At 35.7% G+C, this 18,617-nt stretch carries 18 protein-coding genes; 6 read left to right on the top strand and 12 right to left on the bottom strand.

Translation table 11 applies throughout. From position 1 onward, the window contains the following. Positions 1–4: 4 nt before the first annotated feature. The 7 genes from lpxK to AOY20_RS10805 all read right to left on the bottom strand — a co-directional run bounded on the left by lpxK (position 5) and on the right by AOY20_RS10805 (position 7,249). Positions 5–1,009 carry a tetraacyldisaccharide 4'-kinase gene (gene lpxK / locus AOY20_RS10835; protein WP_054581873.1) on the bottom strand — a complete coding sequence of 335 codons (1,005 nt, stop codon included), beginning with the start codon at positions 1,007–1,009 and terminating at the stop codon, positions 5–7. A 3-nt stretch (positions 1,010–1,012) separates the two neighbouring features. Beyond that, positions 1,013–2,740, bottom strand: a complete 1,728-nt coding sequence (msbA, locus tag AOY20_RS10830; RefSeq protein ID WP_054581872.1) for a lipid A export permease/ATP-binding protein MsbA — start codon at positions 2,738–2,740, stop codon at positions 1,013–1,015. A gap of 393 nt (positions 2,741–3,133) precedes the next feature. Beyond that, positions 3,134–4,024 (bottom strand): ParB/RepB/Spo0J family partition protein, encoded by an 891-nt coding sequence (locus AOY20_RS10825; RefSeq protein ID WP_054581871.1) that lies wholly within the window; start codon positions 4,022–4,024, stop codon positions 3,134–3,136. Between the two features lie 5 nt (positions 4,025–4,029). Next, on the bottom strand, positions 4,030–4,803 hold the full coding sequence (locus tag AOY20_RS10820; RefSeq protein WP_054581870.1) for a ParA family protein: 774 nt from the start codon (positions 4,801–4,803) through the stop codon (positions 4,030–4,032). Positions 4,804–4,827: 24 nt separating this feature from the next. Then, a complete protein-coding gene (rsmG, locus tag AOY20_RS10815) occupies positions 4,828–5,460 on the bottom strand; it encodes a 16S rRNA (guanine(527)-N(7))-methyltransferase RsmG (RefSeq protein WP_054581869.1) in 633 nt (210 codons plus the stop codon). An 86-nt stretch (positions 5,461–5,546) separates the two neighbouring features. Then, the gene (murU, locus tag AOY20_RS10810; protein ID WP_054581868.1) at positions 5,547–6,236 is read right to left on the bottom strand and encodes an N-acetylmuramate alpha-1-phosphate uridylyltransferase MurU; all 690 of its coding nucleotides are present in this window, start codon (positions 6,234–6,236) and stop codon (positions 5,547–5,549) included. Beyond that, entirely contained in the window at positions 6,236–7,249 is a 1,014-nt protein-coding gene (locus AOY20_RS10805; protein ID WP_054581867.1) for an aminoglycoside phosphotransferase family protein, read from the bottom strand. Before AOY20_RS10805 ends, murU begins: the two co-directional genes overlap by 1 nt. A gap of 120 nt (positions 7,250–7,369) precedes the next feature. Here AOY20_RS10805 and AOY20_RS10800 point away from each other — a divergent pair, with 120 nt between their 5' ends. Next, a complete protein-coding gene (locus AOY20_RS10800) occupies positions 7,370–9,820 on the top strand; it encodes an LPS-assembly protein LptD (RefSeq protein WP_054581866.1) in 2,451 nt (816 codons plus the stop codon). Then, entirely contained in the window at positions 9,820–11,112 is a 1,293-nt protein-coding gene (locus tag AOY20_RS10795; protein ID WP_054581865.1) for a peptidylprolyl isomerase, read from the top strand. Before AOY20_RS10800 ends, AOY20_RS10795 begins: the two co-directional genes overlap by 1 nt. 100 nt (positions 11,113–11,212) lie before the next feature. Here the strand turns inward: AOY20_RS10795 and hfq are convergent, their stop codons facing one another. From hfq to tsaE, 4 genes are all read right to left on the bottom strand, one after another. Beyond that, a complete protein-coding gene (gene hfq / locus AOY20_RS10790; RefSeq protein WP_054581864.1) occupies positions 11,213–11,695 on the bottom strand; it encodes an RNA chaperone Hfq in 483 nt (160 codons plus the stop codon). A 95-nt stretch (positions 11,696–11,790) separates the two neighbouring features. Further along, complete coding sequence (gene miaA / locus AOY20_RS10785) at positions 11,791–12,735, bottom strand: tRNA (adenosine(37)-N6)-dimethylallyltransferase MiaA (protein ID WP_054581863.1); 945 nt, start codon at positions 12,733–12,735, stop codon at positions 11,791–11,793. Positions 12,736–12,741: 6 nt separating this feature from the next. Then, entirely contained in the window at positions 12,742–14,700 is a 1,959-nt protein-coding gene (gene mutL / locus AOY20_RS10780) for a DNA mismatch repair endonuclease MutL (RefSeq protein WP_054581862.1), read from the bottom strand. Continuing rightward, the gene (tsaE, locus tag AOY20_RS10775) at positions 14,693–15,169 is read right to left on the bottom strand and encodes a tRNA (adenosine(37)-N6)-threonylcarbamoyltransferase complex ATPase subunit type 1 TsaE (protein ID WP_054581861.1); all 477 of its coding nucleotides are present in this window, start codon (positions 15,167–15,169) and stop codon (positions 14,693–14,695) included. The genes mutL and tsaE overlap by 8 nt, the downstream gene beginning before the upstream one ends. Positions 15,170–15,311: 142 nt before the next feature. Between tsaE and AOY20_RS10770 the strand changes: the two genes are divergently transcribed. From AOY20_RS10770 to AOY20_RS10760, 3 genes are all read left to right on the top strand, one after another. Continuing rightward, complete coding sequence (locus AOY20_RS10770; RefSeq protein WP_054581860.1) at positions 15,312–16,220, top strand: pseudouridine synthase; 909 nt, start codon at positions 15,312–15,314, stop codon at positions 16,218–16,220. Between the two features lie 111 nt (positions 16,221–16,331). Then, positions 16,332–16,667 (top strand): type II toxin-antitoxin system RelB/DinJ family antitoxin, encoded by a 336-nt coding sequence (locus AOY20_RS10765; RefSeq protein WP_054581859.1) that lies wholly within the window; start codon positions 16,332–16,334, stop codon positions 16,665–16,667. Positions 16,668–16,757: 90 nt separating this feature from the next. Then, positions 16,758–17,201, top strand: coding sequence for a GNAT family N-acetyltransferase (locus AOY20_RS10760; protein WP_054581858.1), 444 nt, complete (start codon positions 16,758–16,760; stop codon positions 17,199–17,201). A gap of 2 nt (positions 17,202–17,203) precedes the next feature. Here the strand turns inward: AOY20_RS10760 and AOY20_RS10755 are convergent, their stop codons facing one another. Next, positions 17,204–17,917 carry a pseudouridine synthase gene (locus AOY20_RS10755; RefSeq protein WP_054582591.1) on the bottom strand — a complete coding sequence of 238 codons (714 nt, stop codon included), beginning with the start codon at positions 17,915–17,917 and terminating at the stop codon, positions 17,204–17,206. A gap of 138 nt (positions 17,918–18,055) precedes the next feature. On the opposite strand from AOY20_RS10755, the gene AOY20_RS10750 reads away from it, so the two are divergent. Beyond that, on the top strand, positions 18,056–18,511 hold the full coding sequence (locus tag AOY20_RS10750; RefSeq protein ID WP_054581857.1) for a DUF441 domain-containing protein: 456 nt from the start codon (positions 18,056–18,058) through the stop codon (positions 18,509–18,511). The last annotated feature ends 106 nt before the right edge of the window (positions 18,512–18,617 follow it).

Below are 18,617 nucleotides of genomic sequence, written 5' to 3'. Positions count from 1 at the left end.
TTGCCTAATTTACCTGAATACCAAGTTGTTCAAGTTGTTCATCCAATAAAGAATAACAAGCTGGAGACAAGATAGCCTCTACAGGAACAACCCATATTTCACGTCGATAATCTGGATTTTCTTTTAACAAAGGTAAAAGCTTAACTGCATCTTTTTCAGTCGTAATGATGGGACCTGCATCATCAAAGTCTAGATCCTCAATTTCATAATCATGATGATCTGGAAATTCATGACATTGGAATTGCATCACCCCCATAGACTCTAATGTCTTGTAAAATCTTTGCGGAAAACCTATACCCACCAGTGCATAAAAATTTTGTTTTGGATTAAACTCAAAAGCCTGTATAGGATTTAACAAATAAGGCTGTGTCACCTCCAAATGCATATGCAATTCAGATTGAGGAGATGAAGTATGCTCAATGACTGTTGCTGTGTTTAAGCGGTCCACTGACTCTCTTAAATAGCCTTCTGGCAACAGTTTCTGATTTCCTAAACCACGATTTTGATCTAAGACAATCCACTCTAATTGTCGATTTAAAGCATGATGTTGCAAACCATCATCACTAATAATTAAATCTAACTCATGCTTAGATAACAGCAATTCAATATTTTTTTGACGATTCGCACCTACAACCATAGGAACACCTGTTGATTGTACAATCAAACAAGGTTCATCACCTACTGTTTCAGGAAGTGAGTCAAAATCAACATATGCTGGGAAAGGCCCCCTTCCACCATAACCACGACTAATCACACCAACCCGAATATTTCGTTTTTGCAAATAACCCACTAATTGAATCAATAAAGGGGTTTTGCCACTTCCACCTACAGTAATATTACCAATCACCATCACAGGAACTGGAGCTGTATATACAGGTTTCATCCCCGTAACATATAACTTCTTATTCAATACAGATGCTGATTTATACAATAAAGATAACGGTCGTAACACAATTAACCATTTAGCTTGTTTATTCCAAGCATCTTGAATAAATTGAGCTACTGACATGTGTTAATTTTCCTCAAAATTACGCTTATGCAATTGATAATATGCACCTTCTTTCGCAATCAACTCACTATGTGAACCTTGCTCCAAAATACGCCCTTTATCCATCACTACAATGCAATCTGCATTTTCAATTGTAGATAAGCGATGCGCTATCACAATTGTTGTCCGATCTTGCATAGCTGTATCAAATGCTTGCTGAATGAAATACTCAGATTCATTATCTAATGCACTTGTTGCTTCATCCAAAATTAAAATTGGTGCATTTTTCAAAATAGCACGTGCAATTGCAATGCGCTGACGCTGACCACCAGATAAATTTAAGCCTTGAGCACCTAGAACTGTATCATACCCTTGTGGCAAAGCCATAATAAAATCATGGGCATATGCAGCTTTTGCTGCTTTTTCAACTTCATTTTGGGAAATGTTTTCTAACTGGCCATACGCAATATTTTCACGAACAGTTCTATTAAATAATACAACTTGCTGATTTACCATTGCAATTTGCGTTCTTAAACTATCTAGCTTGATATCTTTAATATCAATACCATCAAGTAAAATTTGCCCTGATGTTAATTCTTGAAATCGAACAAGTAAATTAACTAAAGATGTTTTCCCTGCACCTGAACGCCCAACAAGTGCAATTGTCTGACCAGATTTAACATTTAAAGTAAAGTCTTGAATCGCTTTATGCCCATCATGATAAGTTAAATTGGCATGATCAAAAACAATATTGCCATGTAGTTTCGGAGTTTGTGTACCTGTATCTTTTTCTTCATCTAAATCCAAAAGCTCAAATACTGAATGCGCTGCAGCCAAACCACGTTGCAATTTTTCATTAATCTCAGTCAATGCTTTAATTGGTTTACTGAGCATACCCGCCGCAGTAATATAAGCAACAAATGCACCAGCGCTAATATCTTGTAAAATTTCAGGTCTTAATGCAATCCAAATAATAATTGCCATTGCAATTGCCATAATCACTTGAATTACAGGCGTATTCAATTGTGACACAGCAACCATTTTCAACCCACGCTTTAAGTTTTCTAAAGAATGCTTTTTAAAACGTGATTGCTCATATTCTTGCCCTGCAAAGCCCTTTACAACCATATTGCCATTTACTGTTTCTTGAACAACATGATTAACATCGCCCATCGTATCTTGGACTTGAAGAGACAATTTGCGCATACGCTTACCAGCTTTACGCATTAAAACACCAATAAGAGGTGCAAATATTAAAATGCATAAGGTTAAGCGCCAGTTTGTATAAATTAAGAAACCCAACAAACCAATTGTAATTAAGCCCTGCTGAATCAATGTTCTTAAAGACTCAGTAGAAGCACTTGTTAATTGATCTACGTTATAAATAATTTTTGCTGTAATATGACCACTATTATTATCTAAAAAATACTGAGACGGTAATCTTAAAATTTTAGCAAACACTTGCTGACGCACATTGAAAACCAAATGACGTGAAATTACAGCCGTGTAATAACTACCAATATAAGAACCCAATCCTCGGAAAAAGATTAAACCAACCACTAGTAATGGGAAAATCGTTGTAAATTCTCGATTCTTAGTTTGAATCGCATCAATAATACCTTGAAGCAATTTCGCAACAGCAACCTCGGTTGATGCACTAAGAGTAAAACCCAAAAATACTAAAAGAATTGTTCCCCAAAAAGGTACTAAATATTTTAGTAAACGACGATAGACCTGAAGATCTTTCTTCACTGATAACCTCGATCTGGGACTCCAGCTTAATTCTTCAAGCTGTCCCGCAAAATCTATTACACAATTTAATATCCATTTATACTTTGCAAAATTTGCAATAATCAATATTAAAATATGCTATTCATTTGGCATTTGTTTAATTGTTGTATTCGAAGATAAAAATCAACACAACAATTCCTCATCTAATTGAAACAACTACATAGATAAACAAAAGACAATAAAGCCGTTAAGTTTATGTGAATATTTGAAATATGTGAACGAAAAAATAGTTGATTCACTTTAACCAATTACTTTTCAAGACTTTATTTCACAAACAACAAAAATAAATCACCAAAGATGATCTACCTCACTCAACTTAACAGCTTAATATACTATTTCACACTTCTAAAGAACTTACTCAGGTAAACATATATTCAAAATACCATCAAGCTCATCTAGTGAATGGTAATGGATTACCAACTTCCCTTTACCCTGCTTATTATGATCAATTTTCACTTCAGCACTAAAACGCTCAGAAAGCTTTTGGGTTAAGGATTGAATATCAACAGAAACTTTTGGTTTCTCAGTTTCTGTTGTTTTAGGTGCAATTAAATCACGAACCAATTGTTCAGTTTGACGTACAGATAAACCCTTCGCAATAACAATTTGAGCCACTTTAAGCTGATCTTTTTCTTTTAACGTCAAAATAGCACGGGCATGCCCCATATCAAGCTCACCCTGTTGCATTAAGTCTTTCACTTCATCTGCAAGTGAAAGCAAGCGTAATAAATTACTTACTGTTGTGCGTGCCTTACCAACCGTATCTGCAATTTCTTGATGACTTAGACCAAACTCTTCATGAAAACGCTGTAATGCCATTGCTTGATCAATTGGGTTCAAATCTTGACGTTGGATATTTTCAATCAGTGCTAAAGCAATTGCGACTTGATCTGGTAAATCTCGCACAATTGCAGGAATATCATTTAAACCTGCAATTTGTGCTGCACGCCAGCGGCGCTCACCCGCAATAATTTCATATGGATGCTGTTCATCGTCTACAGAGCGAATCACAATTGGCTGCATAACCCCATGTTTTTTTATAGAGGCTGCTAACTCTTCTAAATCTTTTTCATGAATAAAACGACGTGGTTGATATTCGCCACGCTTTAGTAACTTAACATCAATTTGTTTTAGCTGACCATGATCCATTGCTTGCGCTTCGAGTTGCAGCTTTTCTTTTTGGATTGAGCCAAGCAAGGCATCTAGACCACGCCCCTTAGCCAAACCTCGTTTTTTTATGGTCATGCTAACTATCCCTTTTTCACTTTACTTTTCTTTAACATTTCAGCTGCTAGGTTTAAATATGCAACCGCACCCTTTGAGCTTTTCTCAAAATAAATGATCGGCAAACCATGCGCTGGCGCTTCTGCCAGACGAATATTTCGCGGAATTACCGTATCGTATAACTTTTTACCAAAGTATTGTTCTAATTCTGCCGAAACATCACGTGTTAATGCATTTCGCGGATCATACATTGTGCGTAAGACACCAATGATTTCCAATTCAGGATTTAATGCTTGTTGAATACGATCGATCGTTTGCGTTAAATCAGCCAAACCCTCCAAAGCATAATATTCACATTGCATTGGAATAATAACACCACGTACAGCCGACAACGCATTGACTGTGATAAGGCTTAAACTAGGTGCACAATCTACAATAATATAATCGTAATCTTTTTCAATTTCTTGCAAAGCTTGACGTAAAATAAACTCACGCCCATCTTGCTCAGCAATTGCGAGTTCAGCACCAGCTAAATCACGGTTCGCACCTAGTACTTTATAACCAACCTCTGACTTCGTGATGGCTGTTTGAATAGGCACTTCACCCAAAAGCACATCAGTTACTGAATACAATAAATCGTTCTTTTGAATGCCAGATCCCATGGTAGCATTACCTTGAGAATCCATATCAACCAATAAAACTCGCTTCTTCAATACCGCCAAAGATGCAGCCAAATTGACTGCGGTTGTAGTTTTACCTACGCCACCTTTTTGGTTCGCAATTGCAATAATTTGTGCCATGGTGACCCCAATCTCTTTAAAATCTTAAATTCGTTTTAATAAAAGTAAATGACGTTGTTCATCTAAGCGAGGTACTTTTAACTCGATAATGTCACAACTAAACTCATTATTTAAAGCTTGTACTTCTTCTTCTGGTATTAAGCCTTTCATTGATGCAATGATACTTTGATCATGCATAAATGGTACAGATGCAGTTACAAAATCGGTTAATGATGCAAAGGCACGACTAGTAATTACATCAAACTTACCAAGTTCATCAATACTGTCTTTATCTTCAACGCGTGTTTGTACTGCGATTACATTTTTTAGTTTTAAATCTGCAATAAACTGCTTTAAAAAACGAATTTTTTTACCATTTGAATCTAATAAGACACATTGGCGTTCAGGTTGGCATAATGCAATGATCATACCCGGCATACCACCACCCGTTCCAATATCGAGCAATCGTCCAGATGGAAGATCTTTCAAAATACTCAAACTATCCAATAAATGTTTAACCAACATTTCTTTCGGATCACGAATAGCCGTTAAGTTATAAGCTTTATTCCAAAGCACTAAGGCATCTTGATATTTCAAAAGTAAATTTAAACTATCATCTGAAAGTGCGAGACCTAAAGCCTGGCTACCTGTTTTGAGTTCTTGAAAAAACGTATGCATAAACAATTAACGTCTCTATTTAGTTAGCTGGAAGTATACCGATTTATCATAAGCATCACACTATTGAGTGTTTAGCGAATACACAGTTAAGCGTATTTACCTGAATGAATTGCCAAATCCAATGCAGCTAAACGCTCTGGTGTACCCACATCCACCCAAGCACCTTGTAATTTTGATGCAGAAACTTGTTCTTTCTGCATTGCCTCTTTTAACAAAGGTGCAAGTGGTCGCTTACCATTTTCTAAATTTTCAAACATTTTGGGATGAATAACTGAAACCCCACTAAAAGTAAGATTTTCACCCTGCATATTTTGTTCAAAAGTATAAGCTTTTTGATTTGCTAGCGTAAAATCACCTTGCGGATGTTGCTCAGGATTCTCAACCAAAATTAAATGTGCTAGATCATCTTTAAGTTGAACATTTAATAATGGAGCAAAATCCATTGTCGTCCAAACATCACCATTTACCAAAATAAAAGGTTGATCACCAAGCAATGGTAAAGCATTAATAATGCCACCAGCAGTTTCCAAACCTTCACCTTCATGTGACCACAAAATGTTTACACCAAACTGTGAACCATCGCCCAAAGCTGCTGCAAGTTTTTCACCAAGCCATGCTGTATTAACAATAATCTCAGTGATGCCTATTTTTTGTAATTTCTCAATATGCCAAACTATAAGTGGTTTCCCACCCACTTCAAGTAAAGGTTTAGGTGTATGCAACGTCAATGGTCGCATACGATTTCCTAAACCTGCAGCAAGAATCATTGCTTTCATTAGGCAACAACCTCGTATTTACCATATTTTTCTTCGAATTTTGGCATAACCACTGTACGCATGAATTCAATAAATGGCGTAAGTTCTGAGTACGGTTGACTTTCTTCCAGCAAATACCACATTACACGTGGTAAATCTTTTAAGTAGCCCGACTTACCATCACGTTCAAATAAACGGACAAAAATACCTAAAATTTTAATATGGCGTTGAATCGCCATAAAATCTGCATCTTTTTTAAATTGCTCAAAATCACGATCTTGCTTTTGAGTTGCTGGTAACAAGTCATAAAATACTTTAAACCACTCATATACTCGCCCAGCATTCCACTGAACATAAGCATCACGAGTAATTGAAATGAGATCATAAGTATCTGCACCAATCACAGCATCTTGGAAGTCAATCACCCCTAGATCTGTTTCAGCTTCAATTTTCATTAAATTACGGCTATGAAAATCACGATGAACAATCACTTGAGGTTGAGCAACTGCAGCATTTGCCAAAATTGCAAAAGTACGTTTAATTAAAGCACTTTGATCTGCTGTTAATTGAATTTTTAAAGATGGAAGCATCCAATCTGTTAACAATTCCATTTCTGAAATTAATTTCTCATAACTATAATCTGGAAAATTACCTTTTCCATTTATTGTTTGTAATTGAACCAACTGCTTAAAGCTTTGCGCATAATAAGCATCTACAGTTTGATCATTTAGCAACGTAGAAAGCAGAACATCTCCAAAATCTTCTAATAATAGAAAGCCTTGCTCTAAATCTTTAGCAATAATTTTTGGAACTCGTACACCATTTCGATCAAAAAATTCATCTATCGTCACAAAAGGTACACAATCTTCTTTATCAGGTGGTGCATCCATGAGCATAAATGTTTTATTATTCAGTTTAATTCGTGCATAACGACGGAAGCTTGCATCGCCTGCTAAAAAGCTAATTTCAAATTGATCAGAACCAAGTACAGTTGTTATCCAAGTTAGGATAGATTGTTCACGTTGTGTAGTCATTTGCGATAAATTCTATTACAGGCTGAGTTTTTAAAGTATTAAGTGTAGCCACTTATAAACTTTTTCTCTATCATGCGACAATAATTAATTGCGATTAAGCACTCTTGGTTAATGAGACAAATGAAGCAACAGTTTAAATATAGCCCTTTGGCGACTGCAATCTTAACCCTCCTTTGTGGTAGCACCATCACTCAATCTGCTGTTGCTACAGAGACGGCTTCGACAATAAAAAGCGAACAATTAAGCAACATAATCAAAGAAAGCTATCCTGGGCAAAACTTTTTTCAACAATACTATGTTGATAAATCCACACCTGAAGCACAACTAAGAAGTAAAAACTCATTAAGCTCAGCCTTTTGTCCAGGAACTTGGATTACACCAATTAGTGCAGATGTAAAAGCCTCTGAAGAATCAACATCTGTCATCACCGCAGATTATGGTCACTACAATCCAAATGGTGATTCTGTTTTAGAAGGCAATGTTGTCATTGAACAACCTGGTCGTAAAGTCACTGCTGACAAAGTCACTATTGATAAAACTCAAACCTTTGCTAATGCAGAAGGTCGAGTGCAAATGGCACAAAGTGGTTTACTTGCACAAAGTGAGCAAGTGAATTACAACTTAAAAACACAAGATGGCGACTTAATCAAAAGCTCATATATTTCAGAAAGCCAACATGCACATGGGCAAGCCGAAAAAATCATTCGTTCATCACAAAATATTACTGTTCTAAATGATGCAACGTATTCAACCTGCCCACCTGAAGAATCTCCTACTTGGCACATTAAAGCGAAAGAAATTGTGCTCAATCAGGAAACTGGTCGTGGTGAAACCAAAAATACAAAACTCTATATTAAAGATGTCCCAGTTTTAGCAGTTCCTTATTTCAATTTTCCAATTGATGACCGTAGAACAACGGGAATTCTGACACCAACATTTGGTGTAAGTAATAATGGTGGTTTTGAATTAGGTGTACCAGTATATTTAAATTTAGCACCAAATTATGACCTTACACTCACCCCACGTTATTTATCTAAACGCGGCGGTATGCTTGAAGGTGAATTTAGATATTTAACAGAAAATTTTGGTAGCGGTCGTTTATTTGGTGGTTTTTTACCATCCGATAAAGCATATAATAAAAAAGACAGAAAAAGCTTAAAGTTTGATCATTTTTGGCAAATTAATTCACAATTCTCGACTTATGCTGAATACAATTATGCCTCAGATAAAGATTATTTTTCTGACTTAAATAATAACCCAAATGAAAGAACAGACTTAAATTTACGTCGAGTTTGGGGAATCAACTATCTCAGTAGCACATTGCCTGGCTTAAAAGCTCAACTAAAAGTTGAAGACTTCCAAACATTAGATAAAAATGTGCCAGACAAAGACAGACCATATGCTCGTCTACCTCAACTTTTATTGAACTATACAACAGGTAATCCAGAAGGTTTACAGTTCGAATTCAATAATGATTCAGCATATTTTAAGAAAGATATTCAAGATTTTACAAATACTGCTGAACCAAGTGGTACACGTATCTACAATGACTTTACTGTACGCTACAACCTCAGTAATCCATGGTCATACCTACGCCCAAGCGCATCTATTCGAAATCTAAATACTTATTATGATCTAGATACAAGAAATAGACTTGATGCGAATAGCACAACAAGAAACTCTGAAGATATCTCTATTGCTGTTCCAGAATTTACTTTAGATGCTGGTCTTAATTTTGAAAAAGATGGCAAATACCTTCAGGTTCTTAGCCCTCGTGCATTTTATGCATACTCACCTTATAAAAATCAAAATGGCAATCCAAACTTTGACTCAGTAGCTGCCACTATTGGTTATGAACAACTTTTCAGTCCACGTCGATTCTATGGACATGACCGCCTAGAAGATAACAACTTTGCTTCTCTTGGCTTAAGCTATAGTTTATTCGATCCTTATGGTTTAGAAAGATTACGTGCAAGTGTTGGTCAAAGCTTTTTCTTCGAAGATCGTCGTGTAACATTAAATGGTGACCCAGATCGCATTGATACTGAAAAGCGTACAGGTCCTGTTCTTAGTTTATCAAGCCAAGTTACTCAAAGCTTCACGCTTAACTCAAATAGTGCATGGCTAGCAGATGGTAAAGATGCACTACATAACATCAATGCACTCAAAACCACAGCTTCTGGTGCGCTTTATAGTGTTGGATATTACTACGCAAGAGAAATTCCAAATAGACAACGCGCATACAAACAAGTTACCGCTTCTTTTGTCCAACCCATCCAAAACAATTGGCGTGTAATAGGTCATGCGCAATATGATATTGAAAATAAAGTTGGACGTGATTATCTTTTAGGGATTAATTATGAATCATGTTGTTGGGGAGTTTCCGTATATGGTCGTTCATATTACAATGACTTAGACAATGTTAAAGCATCAGATGTTAAAGCAAATAATGTTATTATGGCCGAAATCACCTTAAGAGGACTTGGTGGCTTTAATAATAAACTTTCATCTTTATTGGAAAACCGTATTTTAGGATTCAATACAGTAAATCAATCTTGGACAAAACGTTAATGAAGACAAAACAACTACAACAGTTTTTTAAAGCGACGATAACTGCTCTTAGCATTGCGGCAGCATCTTCTGTATCAGCACAAGCTGCAGATGAAATTGTTGCAATTGTTGATAACAATGTGATTCTAAGAAGTGATTTAGCTCACAGCATCTCAGAGTTTAAGGACCGCTTTGCAAATAACAATCAAAATGTGCCTGAACAATTTATTGCTCAACAAGCACTTGAACAGCTTATTCTTCGTGAAGCACAGTTAGAACAAGTTAAAAAATACAATGTAAATACAGATGAAAGAGCCTTAAATGAGGCAATATCAAACATTGCTAAACAAAATGGTTTTGCGTCTATTGCTGATTTTCAGAAAAAGTTAGATGCTCAAGAACCAGGTTCTTATGAATCATTACGATACCAAGTAGCTGAAGATATTGCGATTAATAACCTACGCCAGCAAATTGTAATGTCTCGCATTAAAATTAGTGACCAAGATATCAATAACTTCTTAAAAACACCTCAAGGACAAGCAGCATTAGGCACTCAAGCACATTTAATTCATATTAAAGTGTCAGGTGAAAATGCTCAAAAATCTGCTCAGCAGATCTCTGAAGCACTTAAGTCAAATGATGTTAATAACGTAAAAAATCAATTTACCAATGCAACTACAAAAGTTAGCGTAAATGATTTAGGGTATCGTAATTTAACAGATATTCCGAATGAGTTAGCTGCTCAGGTAAGCTCTCTACAAGTTGGTCAATCTAGCACCCCGATTCTAGTTCAGGGTGATTACCATATTCTAAAACTAATTGATCTGAAATCAGGTGACCAAAAAGCACTTGTACCTCAATATCAAACTCGACACATCTTAATCCAACCTTCAGAAGTCGTAACTCCTGACAATGCTAAACAGATGATTGATAGTATTTATAATCGTTTACAAGCAGGTGAAGATTTTGCAACACTTGCATCAACATTCTCAAATGACCCAGGTTCTGCACGAGATGGTGGTAGTTTAGGCTGGGTTAACCTTGGCGTTATGGTTCCTGAGTTCGAAGAGAAAATGAAAACCACTCCAGTGGGTAAATATACACAACCATTCCAAACACAGTTTGGTTGGCATATTTTAGAAGTTACAGATACTCGCCAACAAGACATGACAAAGGAATATCAAAAGAATATTGCACGTCAAATTCTAGGTGAGCGTCAATTTGATTCGGAATTAGATAATTGGCTACGTGAAGTTCGCAACAATGCCTATGTTGATATTAAAGATCCATATCTTAATTCAAAATTAAACTAAAAATAAAAAAGAGCCATACTAAATGGCTCTTTTTTTTATATAATTTTTCATTTAAAAATGACAAAAAAAAGCCTCTCAAACGAGAGGCTTTTTTAATCAATTAACGATTGCTATTATCGTCTTCTTGAGAATCATCAAATTTAGGTTCTACTTCAAAACCTTGACCACCGAAGCCTTGACCACCGAAGCCACCTTGACCGCCAAAGCCTTGACCACCGAAGCCACCTTGACCACCGAAGCCACCTTGACCACCGAAGCCACCTTGACCACCGAAGCCACCTTGACCACCGAAGCCACCTTGACCACCGAAGCCAGCACCAGCACCAGCGCCACCTTGAGCACCAAATGCAGGAGTACTACCTTGAGCACCAGCTGGACGTGGATTACGTGCAGGTACAACAGTAGAAATAGCGTGCTTGTAAACCATTTGGCTTACTGTATTTTTCAATAAAACAACGTATTGGTCAAAAGATTCAATATGACCTTGTAATTTAATACCATTTACTAGGAAGATAGAAACTGGAATACGCTCTTTACGAAGTGAATTTAAAAATGGATCTTGTAAAGTTTGACCTTTAGACATGTTATATAACTCCAAAAAAATTAAAAATATCAGCGCAAAACCATCTTTAATTTTTCAATTAAAATTTATAAAAAAGATGGTAGGTAAATTTTGCTTTAAACGTAATAGTTTAGCAAGTCTTCTTGAGCATTCTTAATCGTTAAATATGTTCGAATTTTATGTATTTCTTTCAAAGAACGTAACCAAGTGTATTGACGTTTTGCAAGTTGTCGTGTTGCAAATAAAGCTTTGTCCTCCATTTCTCTCAAATTAACGTGATTATTATCACACTTATTTAAAAATTCCAACGCCTGACGGTAGCCAACAGCCCTCATTGACGGAATATTTTCGTTTAAATCATATTTTTCAATAAGAGATTGTACTTCACTCAAAAAACCGATTTCCCACATTTTTTGTAATCTTTTGTCGATTCTTTGATGCAATTCTACTCGATCAGGAATCAAGGCATAATTTTCAAATTGGTATCGATATGGCACATTTTTCGGCTGTTCAGCTTGCAATTTTGTAATGGGTTGCCCTGTAATACGAAAAACCTCTAAAGCACGAATAATTCGTTGTTTATCACTCACCTTAAACTTCTGACCAGCGAATGGATCAACACGGCATAATTCATCATAAACAGCTTCCCAACCATTCTTTAATGCCTCAGATTCAATTTCTTCACGAATTTTATAATCAGCACTTGGCAAATTACTTGAAAGCCCTTCAAGCAATGCTTTGAAATAAAGCATTGTCCCGCCCACCAAAATAGGTGTTTTACCTTTCGCATGAATGTCATCAATCAAACGGCTAGCATCCTCTACAAATTCTGCAGCTGAATACACTTCCAAAGGCGTAATAATATCAATTAAATGATGCGGGTATTTTTCCTGTTCTTCCTTACTTGGCTTTGCTGTACCAATATCCATATCACGATAAACCAACGCGGAATCTACCGAAATTAACTCAAAGCCACCTCGCTCATACAACTCACATGCCAAAGCAGTCTTCCCACTTGCAGTAGGTCCCATCAAATTAATGACTGGTAATTGTTTTGACATGTGAAACTACTCTCCTCGAGCAAAAAGTTTATCTAATTGAGATAATGGAAATGAACGCCAAGTTGGACGTCCATGGTTACATTGACTAGCAAATTCAGTTTGTTCCATTTGACGAAGCAAGGCATTCATTTCAGATAGACTAAGCATTCTATGTGCTCGAACTGCACTATGACATGCCATACCCGCTAAAATTTGATCACGCTTTTGTAATAAACCTTGTGCTTCATCATTAGGATCAAGATCATTTAATAATTCTAGAATAAGCGCATTAAAATCTGCTTTTTGCAAAATTGCAGGCACACCACGCACAATAATTTGATCTTCACCATATTGATTAATTTCAAGACCTAAACGTGCAAGTTGATCTTGAAGCTCTTCAACACGCATAGCTTGCATACGAGTAATACTAATCACCTTGGGTATTAATAATTGTTGAGATGTCCAAAATTCAGGTTTATCCCAAGCAGCTTTCATTTGCTGCAAAACAATGCGCTCATGTGCCGCATGCATATCAACAATAATTAAACCTTCTGTATTTTGCGCCAAAATATAAATACCGTGTAACTGCGCTATTGCAATACCAAGAGGATATTCATCGACTTTTTTTGCAATAAAAGTTTCTGCATCCATCTGAGCATCAGTATTTTTATGAGGTTCTGCCTCACGTAAAGGTGCTAAATAACTTTTTAATGCATTATTAAATTGTTGACCACCTGAATATTGAGCAGAAGATACATGATTTGTATATGAAACACTTTCTGGTTGTTTATGTTCAAAATCACTTAAAACTAGTGGTATTTCATTTATATTTTGTTGATCATCAACAGATCGGTGAAGACTAAACTGCTCTTGGTAACGTGGTTGTGGTGCTACATGAATACTAGCAGGAACAATACCAATATCATCTTCTTTCATTGCAGATGCCAAATCAGCAGAAGCCGTTTGGAATTGTGCTAATGTATCTTTGGCATAATGACGAACAAACTCATGAACTTCGCGTTGATTTAAAAAACGAATTTCATGTTTTGTTGGATGCACATTTACATCAATATTTTCAGGTTCAACTTCTAAAAACAACAAATAAGCTGCATGTTGATGCCCATGTAAAATACCATCATAAGCCATTCTTAATGCATGAGAAATTGTTTTATCTTTAACAATTCGACCATTCACATAAACATACTGTAAATCTGCCTGCGAACGAGCATCAGAAGGATGCCCCAACCAACCGCTTAGACGCATATTAATACTATCTGCATCCATCCAATATGCATTTTCAACAAACTGACGACCTAATAATTGCTGAACACGTTGAAAACGCAATTCACCACTATCAGCAACAGGTAAATTTATTTTAATACTATTGTTATGTTCTAAAACAAAGCGAATATCAAAATGTGTCAGTGCAAGGCGACGCACAATTTCTTCAATATGACCAAATTCAGTACCTGGTTTTTTCAGAAATTTACGACGCGCAGGAACATTAAAGAATAAATCCTGCACTCGAATATGTGTGCCTTTATTTGAAGCAACCGCTTGTATTTCTTGATGATCAAATGCAGTACCATTCACTTCAACTTGATACCCAATCCCATCATCATTTTGACTACTGCTCAGTGTCAAACGCGATACAGCAGCAATAGATGCCAATGCTTCACCACGAAACCCCAAGCTTACAATCGCATGTAAATCTTCAGCACTTTGAATTTTACTCGTTGCATGTCGCATCACTGCCAATGGCAAATCTTCTGGATGAATACCACGACCATTATCAATGATTTCAATTAATGTACTACCACCTTGCTCTACACGGATAATCAATTCCGTTGCACCAGCATCAATAGAATTTTCTAGTAATTCTTTAACAACTGAAGAAGGTCTTTCAATCACTTCACCCGCAGCAATTTGGTTTGCTAATGCAGGATGAAGCGTGTGAATACGGCGTACAGAGAAATCATCAAGCATGGCTGAATTTAAGCTCCAACGCATTTTGCAAATCTAATGATGACGATGTAAGTGTTGCTACACGTGTCAATTCATCTTCTGATTTTTCAATTTTAATAATTAAATCAGCATCAGGAATTTCATCACCACCTTTAGATGGCCACTCAAATAAAAATAATGCATTCGGTGTTTCTAAATAGTCACGAATACCCATAAGCTCTAATTCATATGGATCATTTAAACGATATAAATCGAAGTGAAAAATTTCTTGTCCAGCGATTTGATACGGTTCAACAAGTGTATATGTTGGGCTTTTTACCGCACCCTGATGTCCCAAGGTTTGTAATAAATATCTTGTGAATGTTGTTTTACCAGCACCCAAATCACCAATCAGATAAATTACACCCGTCGTAAAATGCTGCGCCAAAACCTGTGCTAAATTTTGGGTATCATTTTCACTACTTAAAGTTACACTAAATGAATACGGCATGCTCACAACAAGACTTCTCACAACAAGATTAAAAAGAACAAATATGATAGCATCGCACCGCTTTAAAACCTACGTAGCAAACAATAAAAGTTGTTTTTTCGCTATTTAGATTTACATTTTTTAAACCTTTGGCAACTAAGCAATGAATCTAAAGTCTGATTTTGTTCCCCCAATGATCAACGGTGTTAGTGCAAGTAAAGTTTATTTGCCCACCTTACAAAGTCATGTCGGCAGTATTTTTGATTATCTCTGTCAAGAATTTCCACATATTTCACAAAATGAATGGATACAACGCTTTAATGATCAACTTATTTATAATCAGCAAGGGCATATTCTAACAATCCACTCGCCATATACGCCTAATAGTCACGTTTTTTATTATCGTTTTTTAGCACACGAAACGCATGTTCCATTTGAACACCAAATCTTATTTGAAAATAATGATTTTATTGCTGTAGATAAACCACATTTTTTAACGATGTCACCTACAGGTCAATATGTACAAGAAACATTATTAGTCCGATTAAAAAAGCAAACTAATAATGAATTCCTTACGCCTATCCATCGTTTAGATCGTGAAACGGCTGGCATTGTATTATTTTCAAAAAATCCAGAAACACGCGGACTATATCAGCAATTATTTGCAGAGCGCCAAGTACAAAAAACTTACCATGCCATAGCGCCATTTAATTCTCACATTCCATTTCCACAACATATTGAATTACGTATGGAAAAAGGCGAACCTTTTTATATTATGCAAACTTGCGATGGTGAGCCAAACAGCTCAACAGATATTTCTATACTTGAACATAACCAATATTGGGCAAAATATGAATTAAAACCGCTTACAGGCAAACAACATCAATTACGTGTTCATCTAAACTCTTTAGGCTTAGCAATTAAAAATGATTCATTTTATCCAAGTATTCAACATAAAAAAGAAGATGACTTTACATCACCTTTACAGCTTTTAGCCAAGACAATTGAGTTTCAAGATCCTGTAAATCAACAAATTTATCACTTGTTTTCCAAACAAGAACTGACACTGTAATATCAGTGTCATTACAATTTGTAAATTTACTGTGTTATTTGATTGAAATTACAATCAGTTCGATTAGAATATCTAGTCAAAGCGATCAATATCCTAAAGATTTAAAAAATCATGAGAAAAACTGAAGTCTATCAAGTGCGTCTTGATTCACAAGAAAAAAAACAGGCATTTGCAGTATTTAAACAATTGGGAATTACCCCTGCCCAAGCAGTTCGCCTTTTTTTCAAGCAAGTGGTTCTCACAAAATCAATCCCTTTTTCGATTGAAAATCAAAATATTAATTTAGAACAACTCCTTAAGCTTCGTCGCTTAAAGCAAGAGCAAAAAAATAATGATTCATCAGATCAAACAGCATATTCTACTGAACAAGATATAATACTTGATGACGATCATATTGATCTATTTAAAGAGCTTGATGAATTACTAAATGATAAAGACAAAAATTAACATTGTCTTATTTATAAACAATTTTAATAATTTTTAAGATATTTTTTCTTTATGCTTCATGTAAAGGATTATTTTTACATGGAGTCTTCAATGATCGTAAAACGTGCCGAATTTCAAGACTTAGAAAAATTAGCCATATTGTTTGATGAATACCGTCAATTTTATGGAAGTTCTTCTAATTTAACGCTTTCATATCAATTTCTAAAACAACGTTTTGAAAACCAACAAAGCGTCATTTTTATTCATGTTAAAGATGATGTATTTACTGGCTTTATACTCTTATATTTAGGCTTTTCTACCGTTGCATGTTCAACCTATTATATTTTAGATGATGTTTATGTTTCCCCTAAATTTCGTCGGCAAGGTTCTGCAAAACAACTAATAGACACTGCTATTTTATTTGCCACACATAAAAATGCGCTGAGAATCAGCCTAGAAACTCAACGCACAAATTATCAATCACAGCATCTATACGAAAAAATGGGCTTCATTAAAGATGAGCAGTACTATACCTATCATTGTTTCTTAAAATAATTTTATTTAAAAACATCACGGTATTTTGCTTGTTCAATTTGCTCTGCTGTAAGATAAATCCATTCACCTTCTTCTAACTCAGGTAATGCGAGTGCACCTATTTGATAACGATGTAGCTGATCGACCTTATTTCCTACAGCAGCCAACATTCTTTTAACCTGATGATAAACACCTTGATGAATCGTCATCTGTAGGTGATTTTCCGCTAAACGCTGAACATCTGTAGCAGCAAAAGAACCCGTCTCATTTCTTAATTCTACACCCTGTTCCAATTGAGAAATTTGTGCATCTGTAACTGGGTCTGCGGTATACATTTGATAGACTTTAGCAACATGCTTTTTAGGATGTGTTAAAGCCTGCAAGAACTGCCCATCATCCGTTAAAAGCAATAACCCCGTTGTATCCTGATCTAAACGCCCTACACACTGAATTCCACGCTGATATAGCACATCATCAAATAATTCAAATACACTAAAATGATGCGTCGCTTGATGCGAACATTCATATCCTTTAGGTTTATTTAAAGCGATATATACTTTTTCACGATATAGAAACTCTTCGCCATAAACATGAAAAGAAAGATCTTGAAGATTCACCTTTTCTTTTGGATTAGTTTTAGTTTCTCCATGAATTTGGACAGCACCATTTTTAATTAACTGCTGACAATGTTTTCGAGCACCAAAACCTTGTGACTGTAACATTTTTTCCAAAAACATCATGGATCGCTCTTCTTAATAAGTTAGCACATCATTTTATACAAAATCTAAGATCTTATATATATAAACCATTTCAACTCGCACATTCACAGCTTGAAAAGGTTACAATATTTCCTTTTTCACAATTTGAAAGTTTACATGTCTCAACTTGATCTCAATCTTTTTGTTCTTTTAGTACTTCTTGCTTGCGGTATATTCAGTCACAATTCAGCTGTCACCATTGCTGCTGGTGTACTTATTGTTTTTAAAATCACACCACTTAGCATGTTCTTCCCACTGCTACAGCAACATGGTCTAAATATCGGTATTATTATTCTTACTATAGGAGTATTAACACCCATTGCCAGCGGAAAGCTTCATGGCGATGAAATTTTAAAATCTTTTCTACATTGGAAATCTTTGTGTGCGATTGCGATTGGCTTATTTGTGGCTTGGCTTGGTGGACGTGGCGTACAGCTGATGTCAAATCAACCTAACATTGTTGCAGGCTTACTCATAGGCACAGTTGCTGGAGTTGCTGTGTTACGAGGTGTACCTGTAGGTCCATTGATTGCTGCTGGTATTTTATCACTACTGATTGGTACAGGTCGTTAAAAAACATAAATTTAAAATACTCACCACATTTTTGCTCTAAAAAATAAAACAAAAATAGCTCTCTTATTTTCAACAGTAGATCAACAGAAGCTTACATAGATATTAT

The organism is Acinetobacter equi (assembly GCF_001307195.1).
In the GTDB taxonomy this organism is placed as follows: Bacteria; Pseudomonadota; Gammaproteobacteria; order Pseudomonadales; family Moraxellaceae; genus Acinetobacter; species Acinetobacter equi.
This window is presented reverse-complemented; position numbering and strand designations above follow the sequence as displayed.